Source organism: Hoyosella sp. YIM 151337 (assembly GCF_026041215.1).
GTDB lineage: Bacteria > Actinomycetota > Actinomycetes > Mycobacteriales > Mycobacteriaceae > Hoyosella.
In genome coordinates this window covers 90444-112048 of record NZ_JAPEIQ010000004.1, presented here as the reverse complement: position 1 = coordinate 112048, position 21605 = coordinate 90444, and the positions used below count along the sequence as shown (strand labels likewise).

General features: G+C 63.4%; 36 protein-coding genes. 33 read left to right on the top strand and 3 right to left on the bottom strand.

What is annotated here, in order from left to right; all coding sequences use genetic code 11:
* Positions 1 to 2: 2 nt before the first annotated feature.
* Positions 3 to 947 (bottom strand): DUF6286 domain-containing Asp23/Gls24 family envelope stress response protein, encoded by a 945-nt coding sequence (locus ONR57_RS23255; RefSeq protein ID WP_265120989.1) that lies wholly within the window; start codon positions 945 to 947, stop codon positions 3 to 5.
* A 28-nt stretch (positions 948 to 975) separates the two neighbouring features.
* Positions 976 to 1155 (bottom strand): DUF2273 domain-containing protein, encoded by a 180-nt coding sequence (locus ONR57_RS01125; RefSeq protein ID WP_265120988.1) that lies wholly within the window; start codon positions 1153 to 1155, stop codon positions 976 to 978.
* Positions 1156 to 1297: 142 nt separating this feature from the next.
* Between ONR57_RS01125 and ONR57_RS01120 the strand changes: the two genes are divergently transcribed.
* The 33 genes from ONR57_RS01120 to truA all read left to right on the top strand — a co-directional run bounded on the left by ONR57_RS01120 (position 1298) and on the right by truA (position 19895).
* Positions 1298 to 1801 carry a hotdog fold domain-containing protein gene (locus ONR57_RS01120; protein ID WP_265120987.1) on the top strand — a complete coding sequence of 168 codons (504 nt, stop codon included), beginning with the start codon at positions 1298 to 1300 and terminating at the stop codon, positions 1799 to 1801.
* Between the two features lie 495 nt (positions 1802 to 2296).
* Positions 2297 to 2602 (top strand): 30S ribosomal protein S10, encoded by a 306-nt coding sequence (rpsJ, locus tag ONR57_RS01115; RefSeq protein ID WP_003938093.1) that lies wholly within the window; start codon positions 2297 to 2299, stop codon positions 2600 to 2602.
* Between the two features lie 30 nt (positions 2603 to 2632).
* Positions 2633 to 3292, top strand: a complete 660-nt coding sequence (gene rplC, locus ONR57_RS01110; protein ID WP_265120975.1) for a 50S ribosomal protein L3 — start codon at positions 2633 to 2635, stop codon at positions 3290 to 3292.
* A 2-nt stretch (positions 3293 to 3294) separates the two neighbouring features.
* Positions 3295 to 3984 (top strand): 50S ribosomal protein L4, encoded by a 690-nt coding sequence (gene rplD, locus ONR57_RS01105; RefSeq protein WP_265120974.1) that lies wholly within the window; start codon positions 3295 to 3297, stop codon positions 3982 to 3984.
* Positions 3981 to 4298: a 50S ribosomal protein L23 gene (rplW, locus tag ONR57_RS01100; protein WP_265120973.1), complete on the top strand. Its 318-nt coding sequence runs from the start codon at positions 3981 to 3983 to the stop codon at positions 4296 to 4298. The genes rplD and rplW overlap by 4 nt, the downstream gene beginning before the upstream one ends.
* Positions 4299 to 4349: 51 nt before the next feature.
* Positions 4350 to 5183 carry a 50S ribosomal protein L2 gene (gene rplB, locus ONR57_RS01095; protein WP_265120972.1) on the top strand — a complete coding sequence of 278 codons (834 nt, stop codon included), beginning with the start codon at positions 4350 to 4352 and terminating at the stop codon, positions 5181 to 5183.
* A gap of 13 nt (positions 5184 to 5196) precedes the next feature.
* Positions 5197 to 5478 (top strand): 30S ribosomal protein S19, encoded by a 282-nt coding sequence (gene rpsS / locus ONR57_RS01090; RefSeq protein ID WP_265120971.1) that lies wholly within the window; start codon positions 5197 to 5199, stop codon positions 5476 to 5478.
* Positions 5475 to 5882, top strand: coding sequence for a 50S ribosomal protein L22 (gene rplV, locus ONR57_RS01085; RefSeq protein WP_265120970.1), 408 nt, complete (start codon positions 5475 to 5477; stop codon positions 5880 to 5882). The genes rpsS and rplV overlap by 4 nt, the downstream gene beginning before the upstream one ends.
* Positions 5882 to 6682: a 30S ribosomal protein S3 gene (gene rpsC / locus ONR57_RS01080; RefSeq protein ID WP_265120969.1), complete on the top strand. Its 801-nt coding sequence runs from the start codon at positions 5882 to 5884 to the stop codon at positions 6680 to 6682. Before rplV ends, rpsC begins: the two co-directional genes overlap by 1 nt.
* Before the next feature lie 2 nt (positions 6683 to 6684).
* A complete protein-coding gene (rplP, locus tag ONR57_RS01075) occupies positions 6685 to 7101 on the top strand; it encodes a 50S ribosomal protein L16 (RefSeq protein ID WP_265120968.1) in 417 nt (138 codons plus the stop codon).
* Positions 7101 to 7346, top strand: a complete 246-nt coding sequence (gene rpmC, locus ONR57_RS01070) for a 50S ribosomal protein L29 (protein WP_265120967.1) — start codon at positions 7101 to 7103, stop codon at positions 7344 to 7346. The genes rplP and rpmC overlap by 1 nt, the downstream gene beginning before the upstream one ends.
* Positions 7343 to 7636, top strand: coding sequence for a 30S ribosomal protein S17 (gene rpsQ / locus ONR57_RS01065; RefSeq protein ID WP_265120966.1), 294 nt, complete (start codon positions 7343 to 7345; stop codon positions 7634 to 7636). Before rpmC ends, rpsQ begins: the two co-directional genes overlap by 4 nt.
* 163 nt (positions 7637 to 7799) lie before the next feature.
* Positions 7800 to 8168, top strand: coding sequence for a 50S ribosomal protein L14 (gene rplN / locus ONR57_RS01060; protein WP_265120965.1), 369 nt, complete (start codon positions 7800 to 7802; stop codon positions 8166 to 8168).
* On the top strand, positions 8168 to 8485 hold the full coding sequence (rplX, locus tag ONR57_RS01055) for a 50S ribosomal protein L24 (protein WP_265120964.1): 318 nt from the start codon (positions 8168 to 8170) through the stop codon (positions 8483 to 8485). Before rplN ends, rplX begins: the two co-directional genes overlap by 1 nt.
* A gap of 2 nt (positions 8486 to 8487) precedes the next feature.
* The gene (gene rplE / locus ONR57_RS01050; protein ID WP_265120963.1) at positions 8488 to 9072 is read left to right on the top strand and encodes a 50S ribosomal protein L5; all 585 of its coding nucleotides are present in this window, start codon (positions 8488 to 8490) and stop codon (positions 9070 to 9072) included.
* Between the two features lie 7 nt (positions 9073 to 9079).
* Complete coding sequence (locus ONR57_RS01045) at positions 9080 to 9265, top strand: type Z 30S ribosomal protein S14 (protein WP_265120962.1); 186 nt, start codon at positions 9080 to 9082, stop codon at positions 9263 to 9265.
* Positions 9266 to 9345: 80 nt separating this feature from the next.
* Positions 9346 to 9744, top strand: coding sequence for a 30S ribosomal protein S8 (rpsH, locus tag ONR57_RS01040; RefSeq protein ID WP_265120961.1), 399 nt, complete (start codon positions 9346 to 9348; stop codon positions 9742 to 9744).
* 13 nt (positions 9745 to 9757) lie between these two features.
* Positions 9758 to 10297 (top strand): 50S ribosomal protein L6, encoded by a 540-nt coding sequence (rplF, locus tag ONR57_RS01035; RefSeq protein ID WP_265120960.1) that lies wholly within the window; start codon positions 9758 to 9760, stop codon positions 10295 to 10297.
* Positions 10298 to 10299: 2 nt separating this feature from the next.
* Positions 10300 to 10713, top strand: a complete 414-nt coding sequence (gene rplR / locus ONR57_RS01030; protein WP_265120959.1) for a 50S ribosomal protein L18 — start codon at positions 10300 to 10302, stop codon at positions 10711 to 10713.
* Between the two features lie 52 nt (positions 10714 to 10765).
* The gene (rpsE, locus tag ONR57_RS01025; protein ID WP_265120958.1) at positions 10766 to 11407 is read left to right on the top strand and encodes a 30S ribosomal protein S5; all 642 of its coding nucleotides are present in this window, start codon (positions 10766 to 10768) and stop codon (positions 11405 to 11407) included.
* A 2-nt stretch (positions 11408 to 11409) separates the two neighbouring features.
* Positions 11410 to 11589 (top strand): 50S ribosomal protein L30, encoded by a 180-nt coding sequence (gene rpmD / locus ONR57_RS01020; RefSeq protein ID WP_265120957.1) that lies wholly within the window; start codon positions 11410 to 11412, stop codon positions 11587 to 11589.
* Between the two features lie 2 nt (positions 11590 to 11591).
* Positions 11592 to 12032 (top strand): 50S ribosomal protein L15, encoded by a 441-nt coding sequence (gene rplO / locus ONR57_RS01015; protein ID WP_265120956.1) that lies wholly within the window; start codon positions 11592 to 11594, stop codon positions 12030 to 12032.
* 238 nt (positions 12033 to 12270) lie between these two features.
* A complete protein-coding gene (secY, locus tag ONR57_RS01010; protein ID WP_265120955.1) occupies positions 12271 to 13584 on the top strand; it encodes a preprotein translocase subunit SecY in 1314 nt (437 codons plus the stop codon).
* Entirely contained in the window at positions 13581 to 14126 is a 546-nt protein-coding gene (locus ONR57_RS01005; RefSeq protein ID WP_265120954.1) for an adenylate kinase, read from the top strand. The genes secY and ONR57_RS01005 overlap by 4 nt, the downstream gene beginning before the upstream one ends.
* Before the next feature lie 17 nt (positions 14127 to 14143).
* Positions 14144 to 14938 carry a type I methionyl aminopeptidase gene (gene map / locus ONR57_RS01000; protein WP_265120953.1) on the top strand — a complete coding sequence of 265 codons (795 nt, stop codon included), beginning with the start codon at positions 14144 to 14146 and terminating at the stop codon, positions 14936 to 14938.
* A 229-nt stretch (positions 14939 to 15167) separates the two neighbouring features.
* Complete coding sequence (infA, locus tag ONR57_RS00995; protein WP_005443304.1) at positions 15168 to 15389, top strand: translation initiation factor IF-1; 222 nt, start codon at positions 15168 to 15170, stop codon at positions 15387 to 15389.
* Positions 15390 to 15462: 73 nt separating this feature from the next.
* Positions 15463 to 15576, top strand: coding sequence for a 50S ribosomal protein L36 (gene rpmJ, locus ONR57_RS00990; RefSeq protein WP_074390888.1), 114 nt, complete (start codon positions 15463 to 15465; stop codon positions 15574 to 15576).
* 182 nt (positions 15577 to 15758) lie between these two features.
* Entirely contained in the window at positions 15759 to 16133 is a 375-nt protein-coding gene (gene rpsM / locus ONR57_RS00985) for a 30S ribosomal protein S13 (RefSeq protein WP_265120949.1), read from the top strand.
* Positions 16134 to 16136: 3 nt separating this feature from the next.
* Entirely contained in the window at positions 16137 to 16550 is a 414-nt protein-coding gene (gene rpsK, locus ONR57_RS00980) for a 30S ribosomal protein S11 (RefSeq protein ID WP_265120948.1), read from the top strand.
* A 20-nt stretch (positions 16551 to 16570) separates the two neighbouring features.
* Entirely contained in the window at positions 16571 to 17176 is a 606-nt protein-coding gene (gene rpsD, locus ONR57_RS00975) for a 30S ribosomal protein S4 (protein ID WP_265120946.1), read from the top strand.
* Positions 17177 to 17263: 87 nt separating this feature from the next.
* Positions 17264 to 18325, top strand: coding sequence for a DNA-directed RNA polymerase subunit alpha (locus ONR57_RS00970; protein ID WP_265120944.1), 1062 nt, complete (start codon positions 17264 to 17266; stop codon positions 18323 to 18325).
* 61 nt (positions 18326 to 18386) lie between these two features.
* On the top strand, positions 18387 to 18980 hold the full coding sequence (rplQ, locus tag ONR57_RS00965; protein ID WP_265120943.1) for a 50S ribosomal protein L17: 594 nt from the start codon (positions 18387 to 18389) through the stop codon (positions 18978 to 18980).
* Positions 18981 to 19067: 87 nt separating this feature from the next.
* Positions 19068 to 19895, top strand: a complete 828-nt coding sequence (truA, locus tag ONR57_RS00960) for a tRNA pseudouridine(38-40) synthase TruA (protein WP_279347325.1) — start codon at positions 19068 to 19070, stop codon at positions 19893 to 19895.
* Here truA and ONR57_RS00955 read toward each other — a convergent pair.
* Positions 19834 to 21504, bottom strand: coding sequence for a type VII secretion protein EccE (locus tag ONR57_RS00955; RefSeq protein ID WP_265120942.1), 1671 nt, complete (start codon positions 21502 to 21504; stop codon positions 19834 to 19836). The genes truA and ONR57_RS00955 overlap by 62 nt on opposite strands.
* Positions 21505 to 21605: the final 101 nt, after the last annotated feature.

The window sequence follows — 21605 nt, the reverse complement described above, 5'->3', positions numbered from 1 at the left end:
CGTTACCGTGTTCCGCCGCGCTTGAGTGCGGGTCGCAGCCGGACCTTCACCTGCAGCGGCGATTCAAGCAGGTCGAGGCCGGAGGTCACACGGTCTTTGACAGCTTGTGCGAGCCCTGGGGCGCCAGGGTTCAATGCCATAACGGTGACGGTCGCCCGCTTGCGCGTCACCTCCGTACGGGCGGACGTGACTCCGGATACCTCGCGGGCGAGCGCGCTGCACCGGCGTGCGATATCGGTGGGGCGCATCCACGCCGGGTCTGCGGTGGTGAGCCGCCTGTGCGTCTTTCGTCGCGGAAGGACAGCGGCGAGCAGGCAGAACACGCCGATCACCAGGGTTGTGCCCGCCACCGCGTACATCCACGGGTGCCAGACCGCGGCTAGCACGGCGTCGAGCGCCGGCGTGATCCACACGTCGCCGGGCAGGATTTCACGCACGATGAGGTAATCGCGAATACCGATCGCGCCGAGCACGATGAGGACGGCGCCGACGGCCAGTGCGAAATAGCGTGCGGCAGGGGCGGACAGCGGGTCACGGGGCACGGTTGCGGGATGGGGAGGGTGTTCCTCAGGCCCGTCCAGTGTCGCGGCGTGCTCGGCCCCAGCACCCGTGAACATTGTTACCCGGATATCAATGCGGCGGGGCGGGGCTCCGGCGACTCGGGCGATATCACTGGAGACTCGGGCGCGGAGATCGTGCGTAAGTTGCGAGACGCGTGCTGGCCATGACATTGCGAGGTCAAGCGTCACATGCGCGCCTTCCGGTGTATTGCGGGAGGCGCTGTCGAAGGTGGTAGTAGCCCGGGGCAAGTCGCGTCGCGCAAAACGCGCCCGATGCGTCACCACGCCCGGCATGGAGCGAGCGGTGGCTACCGCAACGCGCGTGAAGACGCGATCACGGAGTATCAGCGCCCCGCGCTCCGCGGCGTCCAGCGTCGTATCAGTCACGGCCAATTCGCGCGGTGGGGGAGCCTGCTCACCCACGGCCGCGGCTCCGCAGCAGCGCGCCGAGGTCGATGTAGCCGTCCCGGTGGGCGCCCAGCACGAGTCCGGCGGCGCCGAACGCTAACGCGAGGAAAAGGCCGCTGCCGCCGCCGAGTATGAACGCCAGAGCGAGGAGCAGACCAGTGAAAAGCCCTACCGCAGTGCTGTTCATCCATGCCTCCCTCATCACCGCATCGGCTGTCGTCCGCTGCCGCTGCTGATCATCAGGCTACTCCGCGCGCCCACCGCGTGAGCCCCGTCATGAAGTTAATCTCCGCTAGCCTGCGCCGCTATTGCGGCGTATGCTCTCGCTCGTGAGCACACCAGGTGAGATTGCAGGTACGAACACGTCCGAGACGAAGGTGTTCGGCCTCTGGAAGAAACTGCGGGGCAACCGTGTGGGGCGGCTTGCATTCTCGGCAGGTGTGTGGGCCAAGGCGCCATACTTCGTGACGGTCGTTCCGGTGGTGCAGAGTGCCGAACCTGGCCGCGTCGTCATGGGCTCGCCCAAGTGGCTGGGTGTGCACAATCATCTCGGCACATTTCATGCCATTGCGATGTGTAACCTCGCGGAGGCCGCGATGGGCGTGCTGATGGAAGTGACGGTGCCCCCGACTCACCAATGGATCCCCAAGGGCATGGCCGTGGACTACCTCGCCAAAGCGCCTTCCGGTCTCACCGCGACGGCCACCATCGATCCGACGGATTTCGCCGCGCTTACGGAAGGCACGGATATCGTGGTGACGGTATCCATCGCGGACAAGAACGGCGTCGAGGTCGTGAATGCTCGCATCACGACGTGGGTGCGTCCTCGATAGGGCGGTTGCGGCCAGCGTGGGTCGCAGGTCGGAGCCCAAATTTGGCTGATCACGGCTCGTGAGGCATACTGTTCGGGTTGCCTTGAGTGGCCCGGGCGTGCCCCGGTGTTATTCAGGCACTAGTCAGTGCTGCGATTCGCGCGATTGTGCGAGTCAGCCGGGTGTCACCGCGAGGTGATGTGCGGTGCAGCTAGTAACGAGAGACAACCGAGCGCCCGTATGGGCGCATCCGGACCGAGTTCGGCATGCCCATCAGGGCATTCGAATGCGCGGAGGGGCGACACGCCCGACCGCGTGGACCGGAGAACCATGACAGGTGAACAGCGGCAGCGGATCGAATCTGGCACGCGCCCGCGTACTGCGGTTCGTCTGGAATGGCGTCTGTGAGCTGGAGACGGCTCGCACGACATCGAAGGGGTGGCCCCGGTGGCCACAACATCGAAGAGGTGTGACCCACCGGGTCACAGCGACAGCGGCAAGGAAAAGGACACAAGCGTGGCGGGACAGAAGATCCGCATCAGGCTCAAGGCCTACGACCATGAGGCGATTGATGCGTCAGCGCGCAAGATCGTCGAGACGGTGACCCGTACGGGTGCTAGGGTCGTCGGCCCGGTGCCGTTGCCGACCGAGAAGAACGTGTACTGCGTCATCCGCTCGCCGCATAAGTACAAGGACTCGCGCGAGCACTTCGAGATGCGCACTCACAAGCGTCTCATCGACATCCTCGACCCGACGCCGAAGACGGTTGATGCGCTCATGCGGATCGACCTGCCGGCGAGCGTCGACGTCAACATCCAGTGATCGTGAAAGACGCAGTGGAGACACCCTGAAATGGCTAAGCAAAACGAAGCAAAGATCAAGGGCATCCTGGGCAGCAAGCTCGGCATGACCCAGGTCTTCGACGACAGCAACCGCGTTGTGCCGGTAACCGTCGTCAAGGCTGGGCCGTGCGTTGTTGTCGGGGTGCGGACCGAGGAGAAGGACGGCTACAACGCCATCCGTCTCGCATACGGTGCAATCGACCCCCGCAAGGTTTCCAAGCCGGTTGCTGGGCAGTACGCGAAGGCAGGCGCCACTCCGCGTCGCCACCTCGTTGAACTCCGAGTCGCAGACCCGTCGCAGTACGAGGTTGGCCAGGAAGTAACGGCAGACGTCTTCGCGGACGGCACGTTCGTCGATGTCACCGGCATCAGCAAGGGCAAGGGCTTCGCGGGAACCATGAAGCGTCACGGGTTCCGCGGCCAGGGCGCCTCGCACGGTGCGCAGGCAGTGCACCGCCGCCCAGGCTCCATCGGTGGCTGTGCCACCCCGGGCCGGGTTTTCAAGGGCATGCGCATGGCTGGCCGTATGGGCAACGAGCGCGTGACCACCCAGAACCTGAAGGTTCACAAGGTCGACACCGACGCTGGTCTGCTCCTCATCAAGGGTGCCATCCCGGGTCGTAAAGGCGGCCTTGTCGTCGTCAAGACCGCTGTGAAGGGTGGCGAGTGAACATGACCAGCACAGAAGTTTCGACCAACCTGACCCTGGATGTCCGTACCCCAGAGGGCGGCACCAACGGCACGGTTGACCTCCCCGCGGAGATCTTCAGTGCCCCTGTGAACGTCCCGCTGATGCACCAGGTTGTTGTCGCTCAGCTCGCGGCAGCACGCCAGGGTACGCACTCGACGAAGACACGCGGTGAGGTCAGCGGCGGTGGCAGGAAGCCATACCGCCAGAAGGGCACCGGCCGTGCGCGTCAGGGCTCGACCCGCGCGCCGCAGTTCGTGGGCGGTGGCACCGTGCATGGACCGAAGCCGCGTGATTACAGCCAGCGGACCCCCAAGAAGATGATCGCAGCAGCACTGCGCAGCGCACTCTCCGACCGTGCACGCAGCGAGCGCATCCATGTGATCACAGAACTGGTTCCGGGTCAGGCGCCATCGACCAAGGCTGCCAAGAAGTTCCTCGCGGAAATCAGCGACCGGAAGAAGCTCCTCCTTGTCGCCGGCCGTGAAGATCTGGCTGCCTGGCTGAGCGTGAGCAACCTCGACAACGTCCACCCCATCGCGCCTGACCAGCTCAACACGTATGACGTGCTGGACAGCGACGATGTTGTGTTCACCGTTGAGGCCCTCGATTCGTTTGTCGCCGCACGGACCGCCAAGTCGGGTGCAGCAGCAGCTGAGGAGGAGTGGAAGTGACTAGCAGCACCAAGACAATCGCGGATCCTCGCGACGTCATCCTTAAGCCCGTCATTTCGGAGAAGTCGTACGGGCTGATCGAAGAAGGCACCTACACCTTCCTCGTGCACCCGGATGCGAACAAGACGCAGATCAAGATCGCCATCGAGAAGATCTTTGGTGTGAAGGTCGTGAGCGTGAACACCGCCAACCGGCAGGGTAAGACGAAGCGCACCCGCTTTGGGTTCGGCCAGCGTGCGAGCACCAAGCGCGCATTCGTCACCCTGACGGCAGACAGCAAGCCCATCGAGCTCTTCGGAGGTCCAGGCGCCTAAGCCCGCTGGGCCAAAGCGACTGGGACTGAAGAAACAAAGAGGACGAGACTCATGGCAATCCGTAAGTACAAGCCGACATCCCCGGGCCGCCGGGGTGCGAGCGTGTCAGATTTCGCTGACATCACGCGCTCCACTCCGGAGAAGTCACTGGTTCGCCCACTGACCAAGTCTGGTGGCCGTAACGCTCACGGCCGGATCACAACCCGGCACAAGGGTGGTGGACACAAGCGCGCCTACCGCGTCATCGACTTCCGCCGCGCTGACAAGGACGGCATCAACGCGAAGGTCGCTCACATCGAGTACGACCCCAACCGCACCTCGCGGATCGCGCTGCTGCACTACGTCGACGGTGAGAAGCGCTACATCATCGCTCCCGCGAAGCTGAAGCAGGGCGACATCATCGAGTCCGGGCCAAACGCAGATATCAAGCCAGGCAACAACCTGCCGCTGCGCAACATCCCGACCGGTACCGTCATCCACGCGATCGAACTCCGCCCTGGCGGTGGGGCCAAGATCGCACGCAGTGCGGGCGCCTCGGTTCAGCTGGTGGCTAAAGATGGTCCGTACGCGCAGCTGCGTATGCCGTCCGGTGAAATCCGCAACGTGGACGTTCGCTGCCGCGCCTCCATCGGCGAGGTCGGCAACTCCGAACACGCCAACATCAACTGGGGCAAGGCCGGCCGCATGCGGTGGAAGGGCAAGCGCCCAACCGTCCGCGGTGTGGTCATGAACCCGATCGACCACCCGCATGGTGGTGGTGAAGGCAAGACCTCTGGAGGCCGCCACCCGGTGAGCCCTTGGGGCAAGCCGGAGGGACGTACCCGCCGGCGGAAGGAAAGCGACCGGATGATCGTCCGTCGCCGCCGCACAGGCAAGAAGCGCTAGGAGGGAGTGAAAGATGCCGCGCAGCCTTAAGAAGGGCCCGTTCGTCGATGACCACCTCCTCGCGAAGGTGGACGCACAGAACGACAAGGGCACCAAGCAGGTCATCAAGACCTGGTCACGCCGTTCGACGATCATCCCGGACTTCATCGGTCACACATTTGCGGTCCACGACGGCCGCAAGCACGTTCCGGTGTTCGTCTCCGAGAACATGGTCGGTCACAAGCTCGGCGAGTTCGCGCCGACCCGGACATTCAAGAGCCACATCAAGGAAGACCGGAAGAGCAAGCGCCGATGAGCAACAACAACACTGCGACCGAGAACCCGACCGCTCGGGCAACGGCTCGCTTCGTGCGCGTGACGCCGATGAAGGCGCGTCGCGTCGTGGATCTGATCCGCGGCCGCGATGCTGCTGACGCGCTGACCGTTCTCAAGTTCGCCCCGCAGGCGGCGAGCGAACCGGTCGCCAAGGTGCTCGCAAGTGCCGTCGCGAATGCCGAGAACAACCTGAGTCTCGACCCGCGGACCCTCGTGGTCTCGGAGGCCTACGTCGACGAAGGCCCCACGATGAAGCGCTTCCAGCCGCGCGCACAGGGCCGGGCCTTCCGGATCCGTAAGCGCACCAGCCACATCACTGTGGTGGTCGAAAGCGTGCCGTCGAAGGCCTCAGGCAACCGCAACCGCCGGAAGGGAGCTCAGTAGTGGGCCAGAAAATCAACCCGCACGGCTTCCGCCTCGGTATCACCACGGACTGGAAGTCACGCTGGTACGCGGACAAGCAGTACGCGGACTATGTGAAAGAAGACGTCGAGATCCGCAGGCTCCTCAAGTCAGGACTTGAGCGGGCCGGTATCTCGAAGGTCGAGATCGAGCGCACCCGTGACCGTGTGCGTGTCGACATCTACACCGCGCGTCCGGGCATCGTGATCGGCCGCCGCGGCACCGAAGCGGACCGTATCCGCGCCCAGCTCGAGAAGCTGACGGGCAAGCAGGTTCAGCTCAACATCCTCGAGGTGAAGAACGCTGACAGCGACGCTCAGCTTGTTGCGCAGGGAATCGCGGAGCAGCTGTCGAACCGTGTCGCGTTCCGTCGCGCCATGCGTAAGGCAATCCAGTCTGCGATGCGCCACCCGCACGTCAAGGGCATCCGTGTGCAGTGCTCCGGCCGTCTCGGCGGTGCGGAAATGTCGCGCTCGGAGTTCTACCGCGAAGGCCGTGTACCGCTGCACACCCTGCGTGCCGATATCGACTATGGCCTCCACGAGGCAAAGACGACCTTCGGCCGCATCGGTGTGAAGGTCTGGATTTACAAGGGCGATGTGGTCGGCGGCCGCCGTGAAGCCGACGTCGTCGTCCCCGGTGAGGATCGCCGCCCGCGCCGCGAGCGTCCGTCGCGTCCCCGCCGTGGCGGTGCAGGTGCACCAGCCGCAGGTGCGGAGCGTCAGACCGCTGATGCGACTGCTGGTGCTGCGTCTGCGCCAAGTGAAAGCAAGGAGGCCTGACGATGCTGATCCCACGCAAGGTGAAGCACCGCAAGCAGCACAAGCCCAAGCGCACGGGTCTCGCCAAGGGCGGTACCCAGGTTGTGTTCGGTGACTACGGTATTCAGGCGCTCGAGCCTGCGTACCTGACGAACCGGCAGATCGAGTCGGCACGTATCGCGATCAACCGGCACATCCGTCGTGGTGGCAAGGTGTGGATCAACGTCTTCCCCGACCGGCCGCTGACCAAGAAGCCAGCCGAAACCCGCATGGGTTCAGGTAAGGGCTCGCCCGAGTGGTGGGTCGCGAACATCAAGCCCGGTCGCGTGATGTTCGAAATGTCATACCCCAACGAGGAGGTGGCTCGTGAGGCATTGCGCCGCGCGATCCACAAGCTCCCGATGAAGTGCAGGATCGTGACGAGGGAGGGACAGTTCTGATGGCTACCGGAACAAAAGCCTCAGAGCTTCGTGAACTCACCAAAGAAGAGCTGGTGGAGCGGCTGCGCGAAGCTAAGGAAGAGCTCTTCAACCTGCGTTTCCAGATGGCAACCGGGCAGCTCGACAACAACCGTCGTCTGGGCACCGTCCGCAAGGACATCGCACGGATCTACACGGTGCTTCGTGAGCGTGAACTCGGGCTCGCTTCAGGACCGGAGACCGAGACCGCTGGTGACGCAGCATGAGTGAGGACAAGAGCGTGAATCAAGCCGCTTCCGAGAAGCCCCGTGGCCGCCGCAAGACGCGCATCGGCTACGTGGTTTCGGACAAGATGCAGAAGACAATCGTCGTTGAGCTCGAAGACCGCGTAAAGCACCCGCTTTACGGCAAGGTCATCCGCCGCACCAGCAAGGTGAAGGCGCACGACGAGCACGGGATCGCCGGCATCGGTGACCGCGTGCAGTTGATGGAGACCCGTCCGCTGTCAGCGACCAAGCGCTGGCGCCTCGTCGAGGTTCTCGAAAAGGCCAAGTGATTGTGGGTCAAATGACTGCGACGTGCGTGCTGCCCGCCCCGGTGAAAGCCGTGGCGGGCAGTGCGCCGACAGTCTCCGCGTCAGCGGGCCAACAGGCAGAGAAGGACCGTGCGTGGCCAGGTCGGAAATCTGCCACGTGTAAATCCAGGTTCAGGAGAAAACAGTGATCCAGCAGGAATCGCGGCTTCGGGTCGCCGACAACACGGGTGCGAAGGAGATTCTGTGCATCCGCGTTCTCGGTGGTTCTGGACGCCGTTACGCCGGTGTGGGTGATGTCATCGTCGCGACGGTGAAGGAAGCCATCCCCGGCGGCAACGTCAAGCGCGGCGAGGTCGTCAAGGCTGTCGTCGTTCGCACCAAGAAGGAGCGTCGTCGGCCGGATGGTTCGTACATCCGCTTCGATGAGAACGCCGCCGTCATTCTGAAGAATGCGACGGACCCGCGTGGCACCCGCATCTTCGGACCCGTTGGTCGTGAACTTCGCGACAAGCGCTTCATGAAGATCGTCTCGCTTGCGCCGGAGGTGTTGTGATGAAGGTACGTAAGGGCGACACCGTGCTCGTCGTCTCAGGCAAGGACAAAGGAGCTAAGGGCAAAGTCATTCAGGCTTTCCCGAAGACCGAAAAAGTCCTCGTCGAGGGCGTGAACCGTATCAAGAAGCACACCCCCGTTTCGGCAAACCAGCGCGGCGCGCAGACCGGTGGCATCGTCACCCAGGAAGCGCCGATCCACGTTTCCAACGTCATGGTGCTCGATGCTGATGGCAACCCGACCCGGGTGGGATACCGCACTGACGAGGAGACCGGAAAGCGTGTTCGGATCTCCCGCAAGACCGGGAAGGACATCTGATCATGACTGCTCCCTCGCACACTGAAAAGTACAAGGCCGAAGTACAGCCGCGCCTCAAGACCCGCTACCGCAGTGAGATCCGGGACGCGCTGAACAGCGAGTTCAAGTACGCCAACGTCATGCAGATCCCCGGCGTCGTCAAGGTTGTCGTCAACATGGGCGTCGGCGACGCTGCGCGTGACGGCAAGCTGATCAACGGTGCTGTCCGTGACCTCTCACTGATCACCGGCCAGAAGCCTGAGGTCCGCCGGGCCCGCAAGTCGATCGCGCAGTTCAAGCTGCGCGAAGGAATGCCCATTGGTGCGCGCGCCACCCTTCGCGGTGACCGCATGTGGGAATTCCTGGACCGCCTGGTCACCATCGCACTGCCGCGCATCAGGGACTTCCGCGGTCTCTCTCCGAAGCAGTTCGACGGCAGCGGAAACTACACCTTCGGTCTCAACGAACAGTCGATGTTCCACGAGATCGACGTCGACTCGATCGACCGCCCTCGCGGCATGAACATCACTGTTGTGACCTCCGCGACCAACGACGAAGAAGGCCGTGCGCTGCTGAAGCACCTCGGCTTCCCATTCAAGGAGAGCTGAGCATCCAATGGCTAAGAAAGCACTGGTAATCAAGGCCGCTCGCAAGCCGAAGTTCGCCGTTCGTGCGTACACGCGCTGCAACAAGTGCGGCCGTCCCCACTCGGTCTACCGCAAGTTCGGACTGTGCCGTGTGTGCCTCCGCGAGATGGCGCACAAGGGTGAACTGCCCGGCGTGCACAAGTCGTCCTGGTGAACTTGCAACAATTATCAATTTCCACTTCGCTGCAGGCCCCTGCTGGGAACCGTGGCGAGAAAGGTGAGTAGGTCACTCCCATGACCATGACCGATCCGGTCGCAGACATGCTGACTCGTCTGCGCAACGCAAACTCGGCATTCCACGACACCGTCGTGATGCCGCACTCGAAGCTGAAGGCGAACATCGCCGAGATCCTGAAGCGCGAGGGATACATCGCTGAATACCGCACCGAGCCTGCTCGCGTCGGGAAGTCACTGGTAGTCGAGCTGAAGTACGGCCCCAGCCGTGAACGCTCGATCGCTGGTCTGCGCCGTGTCTCGAAGCCGGGTCTGCGCGTGTACGCAAAGTCCACCAACCTGCCGAAGGTGCTGGGTGGCCTGGGCGTGGCGATTATCTCCACGTCCTCGGGCCTGCTCACAGACCGTCAGGCTGCGACTCAGGGTGTAGGCGGGGAAGTCCTCGCCTACGTCTGGTGAGGGAGGCCACGACATGTCACGTATTGGAAAGCACCCCGTACCAGTTCCTTCCGGTGTCGACGTCAACATCGACGGACAGTCCGTTGTCGTCAAGGGACCGAAGGGCACCCTCAACCTGACCATTGCGCAGCCGATCTCGATCGCGCGTGATGACGACGGTGCGATTGCGGTGTCACGGCCCGACGATGAGCGCAAGAGCCGTGCACTGCATGGACTCTCTCGCACACTGATCAACAACATGATCGTCGGTGTCACCGAGGGGTACACCACGAACATGGAGATCCATGGCGTGGGTTACCGCGTGCAGCAGAAGGGAAGCAACCTCGAGTTCTCCCTCGGCTACAGCCACCCGGTGCCGATTGAGGCCCCTGAAGGGATCACCTTCAAGGTCGAGTCACCCACCAAGTTCTCGATCTCGGGTATCGACAAGCAGCAGGTGGGGCAGATCGCTGCCAACATCCGTCGGCTGCGCCGTCCGGACCCGTACAAGGGTAAGGGCATCCGTTACGCCGGCGAGCAAATCCGTCGCAAGGAAGGAAAGACGGGTAAGTAACCATGAGCCAGGCAACACAAGCAACAGGCCAGCCGAAGCGCAAGCCGCTCGGCACCGATGTTTCGACGCAGCGGCGCATCTCGCGTGCCCGCCGCCACTTCCGCCTGCGGAAGAAGGTGTCTGGAACCCAGGAGCGTCCCCGTCTCGCTGTGCACCGCTCGTCGCGTCACATTCACGTTCAGGTCATCGACGACCTAGCCGGCCGCACGCTGGCCGCCGCGTCATCGATGGAACCAGACGTGCGCGCGGTCGAGGGCGACAAGAAGGCTCGCAGCCAGAAGGTCGGCGAACTGATCGCACAGCGTGCCAAGGAAGCCGGAGTCGATACGGTGGTGTTCGACCGGGGTGGCTACGACTATCACGGCCGCATCGCCGCCCTGGCAGATGCTGCACGTGAAGGTGGACTGAAGTTCTGATCATGATGACCACCCGAAACACACCAAATCGTACGAACGGAAGGAAAGCCTAATGCCGGGACGTGGTCGGCGTGACGGCGGCAGCGGACCCGCCGGTAGTTCAAATCAAAGTGGTGACGACCGCAGGGAGCGCCGCGACCGCCGCGGTGGCGACAACCAGCGCGGCCAGGCAGCCGAGAAGTCGAACCAGCTTGAGCGCGTAGTTGCGATCAACCGAGTCGCCAAGGTCGTCAAGGGTGGTCGCCGCTTCAGCTTCACCGCCCTTGTCGTCGTCGGTGACGGCAACGGTGTCGTGGGCGTTGGATATGGAAAGGCCAAGGAAGTTCCCGCGGCCATCCAGAAGGGCGTCGAAGAGGCCCGGAAGAACTTCTTCCGCGTGCCGCTCATCGCAGGCACCATCACCCACCCGGTGCAGGGCGAAGCCGCAGCGGGCGTCGTGCTCCTGCGCCCGGCAAGCCCCGGTACCGGTGTTATCGCCGGCGGTGCGGTGCGTGCCGTTCTCGAGTGCGCTGGTGTTCACGACATCCTCTCGAAGTCGCTGGGCAGCGACAACGCCATCAACGTTGTGCACGCGACGGTGGCAGCACTCAAGCAGCTGCAGCGTCCGGAAGAAGTTGCCGCCCGCCGCGGTCTTCCCATCGAAGACGTTGCACCCGCAGGTATGCTCCGCGCACGCGCAGGGCAGGGGGCATAACAATGGCCGAACTGAAGATCACCCAGGTGCGGAGCGTCATCGGCGCTAACCCTAAGCAGCGCGAAAGCATGCGCACCCTTGGTCTCAAGCGGATCCGCCAGTCGGTGGTTCGCGAGGACACCCCGCAAAACAAGGGGCTAATCCACGTGGTGCGCCACCTCGTAGAAGTTGAGGAGGTCTGATCATGCCGATCAAATTGCACCACCTTCGTCCCGCCGAGGGGTCGAAGAAGGACAAGACCCGCGTGGGCCGCGGTGAAGGCTCGAAGGGTAAAACCGCGGGTCGCGGCACCAAGGGCACCAAGGCTCGCAAGCAGGTGCCCGTGATGTTCGAAGGTGGCCAGATGCCACTGCACATGCGGCTGCCTAAGCTCAAGGGCTTCAAGAACCGGTTCCGCACTGAGTATCAGGTTGTGAACGTGGGCGACATCGCTCGTGTCTTCCCCGAGGGCGGCACCATCGGTGTCGAGGATCTCGTGAAGGCCGGTCTGGTCCGCAAGAACGAACTGGTGAAGGTGCTGGCGGAGGGCGACATCTCGGTGGCTGTTCAGGTCACCGCGAACAAGTTCTCCGGTGCCGCCAAGGAGAAGATCACTGCTGCAGGCGGATCCGTCACGGAGCTGTGATACTCCACCCGGACCGCCTATAGACATGACGAGAGGCCGTGAGGGACATCCCTGACGGCCTCTTGGCCTGTCTGCGGCGGTCTCGCAGCGGGGGCTTCCGAGGCTGCCACGGTGAGCACTCGCTGCGGTGCCGGAGGTGCGTCCCCAGATGCTGTTAGAGTTGACCAGACTCGCGAGACATGCACCTGCCTGTTTGACATCTCGCTGCCCGATATTTCCGTCCTAGCCAGGAGGATCGTTGCTCTCCGCCTTCGTTACGGCCATCAGGACACCAGACCTGAGGCGGAAGATTCTCTTCACGCTCTGGATTGTTGTCCTATACCGGCTTGGCGCGCAGGTTCCCTCGCCCGGAGTTGACTTCGCGAACATCCAGACTTGCGTGGAGCGCGCTACCGGCGGTGATGCTGCTGGCCTGTACTCGCTCATCAACCTCTTCTCCGGCGGCGCACTGCTTCAGCTTTCCGTGTTCGCGATCGGCGTGATCCCGTACATCACGGCGAGCATCATCGTTCAGTTGCTGACTGTGGTTATCCCGAAGTTCGAGCAGCTTCGCAAGGAAGGCCAAAGCGGTCAGGCGAAGATGACGCAGTACACGCGCTACCTCGCGGTGGCGCTGGCCATGCTGCAGGCCACAGGTATCGTCGCGCTCGCGTCGCGTGGCCAGCTACTTCAGGGTTGTGAACTCGACATCATTGCCGACACGAGCGTCTTCGGCCTGCTCGTGATCGTTCTCGTGATGACGGCCGGTGCAACACTGCTGATGTGGTTCGGTGAACTCGTCACTGAGCGCGGCGTCGGAAACGGCATGTCCTTGCTGATCTTCGCGGGCATCGCCGCAATGATCCCGGTCGAGGGCAACAACATCCTGCAGAGCCGTGGTGGGGTTACCTTCACCCTGGTGTGTATCGCAGCCGCGGTCATCGTGACAGGTGTCGTGTTCGTCGAGCAGGGGCAGCGGCGGATCCCGGTTCAATACGCCAAGCGGATGGTTGGCCGCCGCATGTACGGCGGCACCTCTACGTACCTGCCGCTGAAGGTCAATCAGGCCGGCGTTATCCCAGTCATCTTCGCGTCGTCGCTGCTGTACATGCCGTTCTTGGTGGTGCAGCTGACGGTGGGGCAGGAAGAGCCGCCCGCGTGGCAGCGGTTCATGACAGAACACCTGATGAATCCCGGCAGCCCGGTGTACATCATCGTGTACTTCCTGCTCATCATGTTCTTCACATTCTTCTACGTGTCGATCACCTTCAACCCGGATGATCGCGCCGAGGAGATGAAGAAGTACGGCGGCTTCATCCCGGGCATCCGGCCAGGGCGTCCCACCGCCGAATATCTTTCCTTCGTGCTGAACCGGATTACGCTTCCAGGCTCCATATACCTGGGCACCATCGCGGTTCTCCCGAATGTCTTCCTCAATGCGGGGCAGGGCGACGTCCAGAGCATTCCGTTCGGTGGTTCGGCGGTACTCATCATGGTTGTCGTGGCACTCGATACAGTAAGGCAGATAGAAAGCCAGCTGATGCAGCGCAATTATGAAGGGTTCCTGAAGTGAGAGTCGTACTACTTGGTCCTCCCGGTGCCGGCAAGGGAACGCAGGCAGCGATCCTGTCGGAGAAGCTGGGCATCCCGCACATCTCCACAGGCGATCTGTTCCGCGCCAACATCGGCCAGGGCACTCCGCTTGGACTTGAGGCCAAGGCGTACACGGACGCCGGCAAACTCGTGCCCAGCGAGATCACGAACCGGATGGTTGAGCAGCGCGTCGGCGAACCCGATGCGGCAAATGGTTTCCTGCTCGACGGCTATCCACGCACGGTCGATCAGGCTGCGGCGCTCGAGCAGATCCTCGATGATCTCGGCACCAAACTCGATGCCGTGCTTTCCTTCGTGGTCGACGAAGACATCGTCGTAGAACGCATGCTCGGTCGCGGGCGCGTGGATGACAACGAGGACGTTATTCGTACCCGGCTGCGCGTATACCGCGATGAGACAGCGCCGCTGCTCGAACACTATGCGTCCATCGTGAAGTCGGTTAACGGCATCGGCGAGGTCGAAGAGATCAATCAGCGGGCCATGTCGGCCCTCGGCAAGTGATACGGGTCTGATCGAACGTGCGATTGAGGAAGCGTAAGGTCGTTCCTTTCCGGACGCCGGGTGAGCTCGATGCCATGGCTGCTGCTGGGGCGATCGTCGGTGCCACGCTCGTAGCCGTTCGCGACGCGGCGAAACCGGGGGTCAGCACTAAAGAGCTCGATGAGCTGGCGGAAACCACGATCAGGGAAGCCGGTGCAGTGCCGTCATTCCTTGGCTACCACGGGTTCACCGGCTCGATCTGCGCTTCCATCAATGAAGAGGTCGTGCACGGTATCCCTGGCAGCCGGGTGATTCAGGCTGGTGACCTGGTGTCTATCGACTGCGGTGCCATCCTGGACGGATGGCACGGCGATTCGGCCTGGTCGTTCGGGGCAGGGGAGTTGAGCGAAGCGGATCGCGACCTCAACGAGGCGGCTCGGCTCACCCTGGACGCGGGAATTGCTGCAATGGTCGAGGGAAACCGGCTGACCGACGTCTCCCATGCACTCGAAACGCGCACCCGCGAACTTGAACGCGAGCACGGTCGCGCTTACGGGATCGTCGATGGCTATGGCGGCCACGCCATTGGAAACGAGATGCACCTGGATCCCTTCCTGCCCAACGAAGGAGCGCCAGGGAAAGGGCCGCACCTCGTCGTCGGCTCGGTCTTGGCGATTGAGCCGATGCTCACGCTCGGCACGGTCGACACAGAGATCTTGGACGATGAGTGGACCGTGGTCACCGCGGACGGCAGTCGCGCCTCGCACTGGGAACACACGGTGGCAGTCACCGACAGTGGGCCGCGCATCCTCACTGTGCGCCCACCGGAATAGGGGCCTCCGTCAGAATCACGAGAAACGGGACAGACTCACGCGCACAAACCGTGAGTCTGTCCCGTTTCTCGTGCGCTTACCCCAAGCGGGAGGCGTTCTCAACTGCGCGAATTTGGTGTCCCCGGTGATCCTGCGTAAGATGGTGCGTTGGTGCGTAAAGCGCCTTGAGTGGATCAGATGAAAAGGTAACAAGGGGCCGGGGTGAGCTCTGCCCGGGATAGCGGAGGACATGGCTAAGAAAGACGGTGCCATTGAGGTCGAGGGACGCGTCATCGAACCGCTTCCCAACGCAATGTTCCGAGTTGAGCTGGAAAACGGTCACAAGGTCCTTGCACACATCAGCGGCAAGATGCGACAGCACTACATCAGGATTCTCCCTGAGGATCGCGTAGTGGTGGAACTCTCGCCCTACGACCTGTCGCGCGGCCGGATCGTCTACCGCTACAAGTAATCGCGCTGGTAATGCCAGCACATCGCGGGGCTATCGAGCCGTGCGATGAAACAACCGAACAGATTGGACGGACGTGAAGGTTCAGCCAAGCGTCAAGAAGATCTGCGATAAGTGCCAGGTTGTCCGTCGCAAGGGGCGCGTGTTCGTCATTTGTGACAACCTGCGCCACAAGCAGCGTCAGGGCTGACCTGACTGCGGGGGCATGACTGCCGCACTTTTCGCGATCTGCTTGCCAGACAGCACAAGAAGACCTCCCAGCGCCACCTGCCCGATACGCGGGCAGACTCCCCCGGAACGGAGGCCGGGGCCTGAACACCTGTTCGGGACGGACTGGGAGCAGACCTCCGCTACGTGAGAGGAAACAGCCGCATGGCACGGCTTGTGGGCGTTGATCTGCCGCGCGATAAGCGCATGGAGATCGCGCTGACATACATTTTCGGCGTCGGCCGCACCCGGTCGCATGAAATTCTTTCTGCGACCGGAATCAGCCCTGACCTTCGTACGAAGGACCTGACTGACGATGACATCGCGAAGCTTCGCGAGTACATCGAAGGGTCCTACAAGATCGAGGGTGATCTGCGCCGCGAGGTTCAAGCCAACATCCGTCGCAAGATGGAGATCGGCAGCTACCAGGGTCTGCGTCACCGCCGCGGCCTCCCGGTCCGCGGACAGCGCACGAAGACCAACGCGCGCACCCGCAAGGGCCCGAAGAAGACGATCGCCGGCAAGAAGAAGGCAAGGTAAGAAATGCCCCCCAAGTCACGAGTGACCGGTGGTAAGAAGGGGCAGAAGTCCCGCCGCCGCGAAAAGAAGAATGTCGCGCACGGTCATGCGCACATCAAGAGCACGTTCAACAACACCATCGTGTCCATCACCGACCCGCAGGGGAACGTGATCTCCTGGGCGTCGTCCGGCCACGTTGGTTTCAAGGGTTCGCGTAAGTCGACCCCGTTCGCCGCTCAGCTCGCCGCTGAGAACGCTGCCCGCAAGGCACAGGAACACGGCATGAAGAAGGTCGACGTTTTCGTCAAGGGCCCTGGTTCTGGCCGGGAGACCGCGATCCGTTCACTGCAGGCCGCCGGCCTCGAGGTGGGCACGATCTCTGATGTCACGCCGCAGCCGCACAACGGCTGCCGTCCGCCGAAGCGCCGCCGGGTCTAGCAGGAAGGGAAGGTCAAACAATGGCACGTTATACCGGTCCTGTAACCCGCAAGTCCCGTCGTCTCCGGGTGGACCTCGTTGGTGGCGATCAGGCTTTCGAGCGTCGCCCGTACCCGCCCGGCCAGCACGGCCGCGCGCGGATCAAGGAGAGCGAGTACCTGCTCCAGCTGCAGGAGAAGCAGAAGGCTCGCTTCACCTACGGCATCATGGAGAAGCAGTTCCGCCGCTACTACCAGGAGGCTGTGCGCCGTCCGGGTAAGACGGGTGAGAACCTGCTCCGTATCCTCGAGACCCGCCTCGACAATGTCATCTACCGCGCTGGGCTCGCCCGTACGCGCCGTCAGGCACGTCAGCTTGTGACGCATGGTCACTTCCTCGTGAACAATCAGCGCGTCGACATTCCGAGCTACCGCGTCTCGCAGTACGACATCATCGATGTTCGTCCGCAGTCGCTTGAGACCGTGCCGATGCAGCTCGCACGCGAGCTCATCACCGAGCGTCAGGCTCCGGGCTGGCTGCAGGTGGTTCCGTCGAAGCTCCGCATCCTGGTCCACAAGGAACCGGATCGCGCGCAGATCGACATTCCGCTGCAGGAGCAGCTCATCGTCGAGTTCTACTCGAAGTAATCGGTGTGAGGGTGTCTACTTCGGTAGGCACCCTCACAACACCCCAATCGGCATCAAATAGCGGATGCCAAGGAGGAACTGGAACACATGCTCATCTCTCAGCGTCCCGAGTTGACTGAAGACGTCGTCGCCGACAACCGGTCACGGTTCATGATCGAGCCGCTCGAACCCGGTTTTGGTTACACCCTCGGCAACTCCCTTCGCCGTACGCTGCTGTCGTCGATCCCCGGCGCGGCAGTGACGAGCATCCGGATCGACGGTGTTCTCCACGAGTTCACCACCGTTCCTGGTGTGAAGGAGGACGTCACCGAGATCATCCTCAACCTGAAGAGCCTTGTTGTGAGCTCCGAAGAGGACGAGCCGGTGACGATGTACGTGCGCAAGCAAGGCCCCGGTGTTGTCACCGCTGGTGACATCGTTCCGCCTGCTGGCGTGGAAGTGCATAACCCTGACCTGCACATCGCGACCCTCAACGACAAGGGCCGTTTGGAGATCGAGCTCGTGGTCGAACGTGGCCGCGGCTACGTTCCCGCGCTGCAGAACAAGGCGACCGGCGCCGAGATCGGCCGCATCCCGATGGACGCGATCTACTCTCCGGTGCTCAAGGTGACGTACAAGGTCGAGGCGACTCGCGTTGAGCAGCGCACCGACTTCGATCGTCTGATTGTCGATGTCGAGACGAAGAACTCGATCAGCCCGCGTGACGCCGTGGCGTCGGCTGGCAAGACCCTTGTTGAGCTGTTCGGCCTGTGCCGTGAGCTGAACGTCGAGTCTGAAGGCATCGAGATCGGGCCGTCGCCACAGGAAGCGGATCACATCGCTGCCTATGCAATGCCGATCGAGCAGCTCGACCTCACCGTTCGCTCCTACAACTGCCTCAAGCGCGAAGGCGTGCACACGGTTGGCGAGCTTGTTGGCCGCACCGAGTCAGACCTCCTTGACATCCGCAACTTCGGCCAGAAGTCCATTGACGAGGTGAAGGTCAAGCTTCACACCCTCGGCCTGTCTCTCAAGGACAGCCCTGGACCGTTCGATCCTTCGGCGGTTGCGGGTTACGACGCCGCTACCGGCACCTGGCGCGACACCGATGCTGACGGCGAAGGCGATTACTCCGCCGAGCAGGACTACGCCGAAACAGAACAGCTGTAAATCCACTTTCTCCCGCCCTCGGTGGACTGACCGGGTCGGGCGATACTAGAGGAGCATCACCATGCCCAAGCCCACCAAGGGGCCGCGCCTTGGCGGCTCTGCCTCGCATCAGAAGCTGATGCTGGCGAACCTCGCAACATCTTTGTTCGAGCATGGCCGCATCACCACCACCGAGGCCAAAGCCCGGCGGCTGCGTCCGTTCGCGGAGAAGATCGTCACCCACGCGAAGAAGGGTGGCCTGGCTCACCGTCGCGAGGTGCTGAAGATCATCCGTGACAAAGACATCGTTCACAAGCTCTTCGCGGAGATTGGTCCCCACTTCGCGGAGCGCAACGGTGGCTACACGCGCATCGTCAAGACGCTGCCGCGCAAGGGCGACAACGCCCCCATGGCAGTGATCGAGCTGGTGCGGGAGCAGACTGTAACCTCCGAGGCTGACCGCGCCCGTCGCGTTGCCGCCTCACAGGCTGAGCCTGCTGCTGAGGCCGCCGAGACACCTGTGGTCGAGAACCCTGCCGAGGAAGCGATCGAAGCAGCCGACGATGCGGCTGTCGAGAATGCTGAAGCGGTTGAGGACGCGATCGAGGACCAGAACGCTACCGCCGCTGACGCCAACGAGGCTGCCGAGGCAACTGAGTCCGGCGAGTCCAAGTAGGACTGACTCGGCGTGACACCTGAAGAGTTTCAGGAAGGAAAGCCCGCCTCCCCAAATGCTGGGGGTGGCGGGCTTTCCGCTGTGCGGCTGCGTCTCGACATCGCTTACGACGGTACCGACTTCGCAGGCTGGGCACGCCAGCGTGACCAGCGCACCGTGGCGGGCGTGCTCGAAGAAGCACTGTCACTGGTGCTGCGCACCCGCACCGAACTCACGTGCGCTGGACGTACTGATGCGGGCGTGCATGCCGCAGGCCAAGTGGCCCACGCGGATGTTCCGGCTGACGCGGTGCCGGACGACCTGCCGCGCCTGGTGCGGCGATTCGCGCGGCTCCTGCCCGTCGACGTCCGGATCACAAACATCACTGTGGCGCCGCCGGGTTTCGATGCGCGGTTCTCAGCTCTGCGGCGCCACTACCAGTATCGAATCACTACCGCGCCGTATGGCGCGGACCCGGTGCGAGCTCGCGATACTCTCGCCTGGCCGCGCAGCCTCGACACCGAACGCATCGCGCGTGCCGCGCAGCATCTCGTCGGTCTGCATGACTTCGCTGCATTCTGCCGTCACCGGGAAGGCGCGACGACTGTGCGGGAGATCCAGCGTCTTGAATGGGAGCAGCGGGGCGACCTGCATATCGCATACGTCAGCGCGGATGCATTTTGCTGGTCGATGGTTCGCAGCCTGGTCGGCGCGCTGCTGGCTGTGGGGGAGGGGCGCCGCGACCCGGACTGGATTGCTGGACTGGTCACGCAGCGCGAGCGATCGAGTGCAGTCACTGTCGCTCCGGCGCACGGTTTGAGTTTGCGGGCCGTCGATTACCCGCCCAACGATCAGTTGCAGGCCCGCTCGGAGGCTACCCGGCGGGTACGAGAACCTGTCCAGCTGGGGGATCTCCAGCCGCCGTCGTCCGAGTGAGGTAATCGCGCTCCTCAGGGAGGATGACTGCGGTCAGCTGCATCGATTTGGTGCCGATAGTGAGGCGCAGTTCGCTCGGTGTCTGCCAGGACTGATCGATCCGGACATCAGGTTCGACGCGCGGTGGTGGCGCGCCTACACCCCGGACCTCGAGCACAGTCACACCTGCATGCGCGGTGACGCACGCACCGTCGCCGTCTTCGCCGTCGTCAATGACAAATAAGCGCGGTGCAGCCAGCGCCGCTGAGCCAGTGCGCGGCTGCCAGGGTTCATCCGCGAATGTGGCGCGCTGCGGATCGGACGGATGCACTAGCTGAGACCACGCGTGGGGACGGTTGGTGCTGACGCGAACCTGAGCTCCCGTCGCGAGCGCGCGAAGCACGATTTGCTGTGCCAGCTGTATGTGACCGGAGACCACACATCGCGACACCGACGGTGCCGCGATCGGTACGGTGACTGCGCGGCCACTCGCGTCGGTGCCGATCAGCTGCCCGCACCCGGACGCAGGAAGATGCAGATCGTGCAGTTCTTCTGCCGTGCACAGCAGCGCGCCAGCCGTCGCCGAAAGATGACTGATGTCAGGTGCGCCGAGTGGTAGCAGTGCCCGCTGGATAACCGGGCTGCGGCGCGGAAGCGCCACCGCGCCCCTGACAGGAGCTGCAAACGGCTTGACGCCGCGCAGCGACGCGTGCCCGGCGACTGCGCTCAGCGTGAAGCGCGCCCCAGCGCCGGGTTCGGCCCGGCGTACCTGCACCGCGAGGGCTGTCAGCGCGGTTGTCGGCTGCCACAGGGGGAGTAGCCGTTCCGCTGTCAGTCCAGAGCCGCTGATTGCGTAGCTGTGGTCCCAGTGCGGTGCTGTCTGCTCAATGGTGCGGAGTTCACTGGAGGTCAGTGGACCGCACCGAAACCCCCTGGCCGCAAGGTGCCGATGCAGCCGCAGTGCCGCGAGCGCGAGCAGTTGCGCGCCCGCCCGCACACCCCCGCCGCGGCGGTCTATCTCGCTCTGCGCCGCCACTAGGTCGACCGTGATAACCAGCCACGTGCTCCGGTGTGACGCCGCTGGGAGCGGCGCGATGAGCCGGGCGTAGGGGGTGCCCGCGGCATGCGCAGTCGTGCTCTTGAAGCCGTGGGTGACAATGTCGATGCCGTGCAGGGTCTCGCTGTGCTTGTGCAGAAACTCGCCCAGTAGCTCCACGGGCAGCGAGACTGCTCCCGCATAGGAATCGCGGCCGAACGCGGTGGGAGCAATTGGCGCGACGGTGACTTCGAGCGCGGCGGAAACTTGCGTGCCGGAACAGCACACGCCGATGCGGTGGGTTGCGTACGGATCGGTCGTGTTGGTGACCGCGGATAGCGGAAAGTCCAGAAGATGCGCGGAACCGGGCGCGGTGAGCGGGCTGGCGAGGGCGCCCGGTATCAGGTCGATCAGGAGGCGGGCCCGCCAGGTCACGAAACACACGCCCGCGGCGGCGCAGGCGGATGCGGCGACAGCGGCCGTCGACCACCCCGCGAGTGCGGCTGCGAGCGCTACGCTGAGCGCCGCGGCCTGCGCGGCGACGACGCTGCGCAGAGGTGCTCTGCGGATGAGGCGCGCGACGAGCGCGTCCATATGTTCCCCCCTTATGGCACACGTTCGCGCTCGGCGCCGCCACCACGGCAAGTGACCTGCGCGAATGGTAAATCGCCCCCCAGCGTTCTACCCTCGCTACG

Coding starts and splice junctions, on each gene's coding strand:
- rpsS (WP_265120971.1), top strand. CDS start 5,197: ATGCCGCGCAGCCTTAAGAAGGGCCCGTTCGTCGATGACCACCTCCTC.
- infA (WP_005443304.1), top strand. CDS start 15,168: ATGGCTAAGAAAGACGGTGCCATTGAGGTCGAGGGACGCGTCATCGAA.
- ONR57_RS01045 (WP_265120962.1), top strand. CDS start 9,080: ATGGCTAAGAAAGCACTGGTAATCAAGGCCGCTCGCAAGCCGAAGTTC.
- rplV (WP_265120970.1), top strand. CDS start 5,475: ATGAGCAACAACAACACTGCGACCGAGAACCCGACCGCTCGGGCAACG.
- rpmC (WP_265120967.1), top strand. CDS start 7,101: ATGGCTACCGGAACAAAAGCCTCAGAGCTTCGTGAACTCACCAAAGAA.
- ONR57_RS01125 (WP_265120988.1), bottom strand. CDS start 1,155: ATGAACAGCACTGCGGTAGGGCTTTTCACTGGTCTGCTCCTCGCTCTG.
- rplD (WP_265120974.1), top strand. CDS start 3,295: ATGACCAGCACAGAAGTTTCGACCAACCTGACCCTGGATGTCCGTACC.
- rpsK (WP_265120948.1), top strand. CDS start 16,137: ATGCCCCCCAAGTCACGAGTGACCGGTGGTAAGAAGGGGCAGAAGTCC.
- rplB (WP_265120972.1), top strand. CDS start 4,350: ATGGCAATCCGTAAGTACAAGCCGACATCCCCGGGCCGCCGGGGTGCG.
- rplF (WP_265120960.1), top strand. CDS start 9,758: ATGTCACGTATTGGAAAGCACCCCGTACCAGTTCCTTCCGGTGTCGAC.
- rpsD (WP_265120946.1), top strand. CDS start 16,571: ATGGCACGTTATACCGGTCCTGTAACCCGCAAGTCCCGTCGTCTCCGG.
- rplQ (WP_265120943.1), top strand. CDS start 18,387: ATGCCCAAGCCCACCAAGGGGCCGCGCCTTGGCGGCTCTGCCTCGCAT.
- rpmD (WP_265120957.1), top strand. CDS start 11,410: ATGGCCGAACTGAAGATCACCCAGGTGCGGAGCGTCATCGGCGCTAAC.
- rplX (WP_265120964.1), top strand. CDS start 8,168: ATGAAGGTACGTAAGGGCGACACCGTGCTCGTCGTCTCAGGCAAGGAC.
- ONR57_RS00970 (WP_265120944.1), top strand. CDS start 17,264: ATGCTCATCTCTCAGCGTCCCGAGTTGACTGAAGACGTCGTCGCCGAC.
- rpsM (WP_265120949.1), top strand. CDS start 15,759: ATGGCACGGCTTGTGGGCGTTGATCTGCCGCGCGATAAGCGCATGGAG.
- rplO (WP_265120956.1), top strand. CDS start 11,592: ATGCCGATCAAATTGCACCACCTTCGTCCCGCCGAGGGGTCGAAGAAG.
- ONR57_RS00955 (WP_265120942.1), bottom strand. CDS start 21,504: ATGGACGCGCTCGTCGCGCGCCTCATCCGCAGAGCACCTCTGCGCAGC.
- rplR (WP_265120959.1), top strand. CDS start 10,300: ATGAGCCAGGCAACACAAGCAACAGGCCAGCCGAAGCGCAAGCCGCTC.
- rplE (WP_265120963.1), top strand. CDS start 8,488: ATGACTGCTCCCTCGCACACTGAAAAGTACAAGGCCGAAGTACAGCCG.
- rpsE (WP_265120958.1), top strand. CDS start 10,766: ATGCCGGGACGTGGTCGGCGTGACGGCGGCAGCGGACCCGCCGGTAGT.
- rpsH (WP_265120961.1), top strand. CDS start 9,346: ATGACCATGACCGATCCGGTCGCAGACATGCTGACTCGTCTGCGCAAC.
- rplC (WP_265120975.1), top strand. CDS start 2,633: ATGGCTAAGCAAAACGAAGCAAAGATCAAGGGCATCCTGGGCAGCAAG.
- rpsQ (WP_265120966.1), top strand. CDS start 7,343: ATGAGTGAGGACAAGAGCGTGAATCAAGCCGCTTCCGAGAAGCCCCGT.
- rplP (WP_265120968.1), top strand. CDS start 6,685: ATGCTGATCCCACGCAAGGTGAAGCACCGCAAGCAGCACAAGCCCAAG.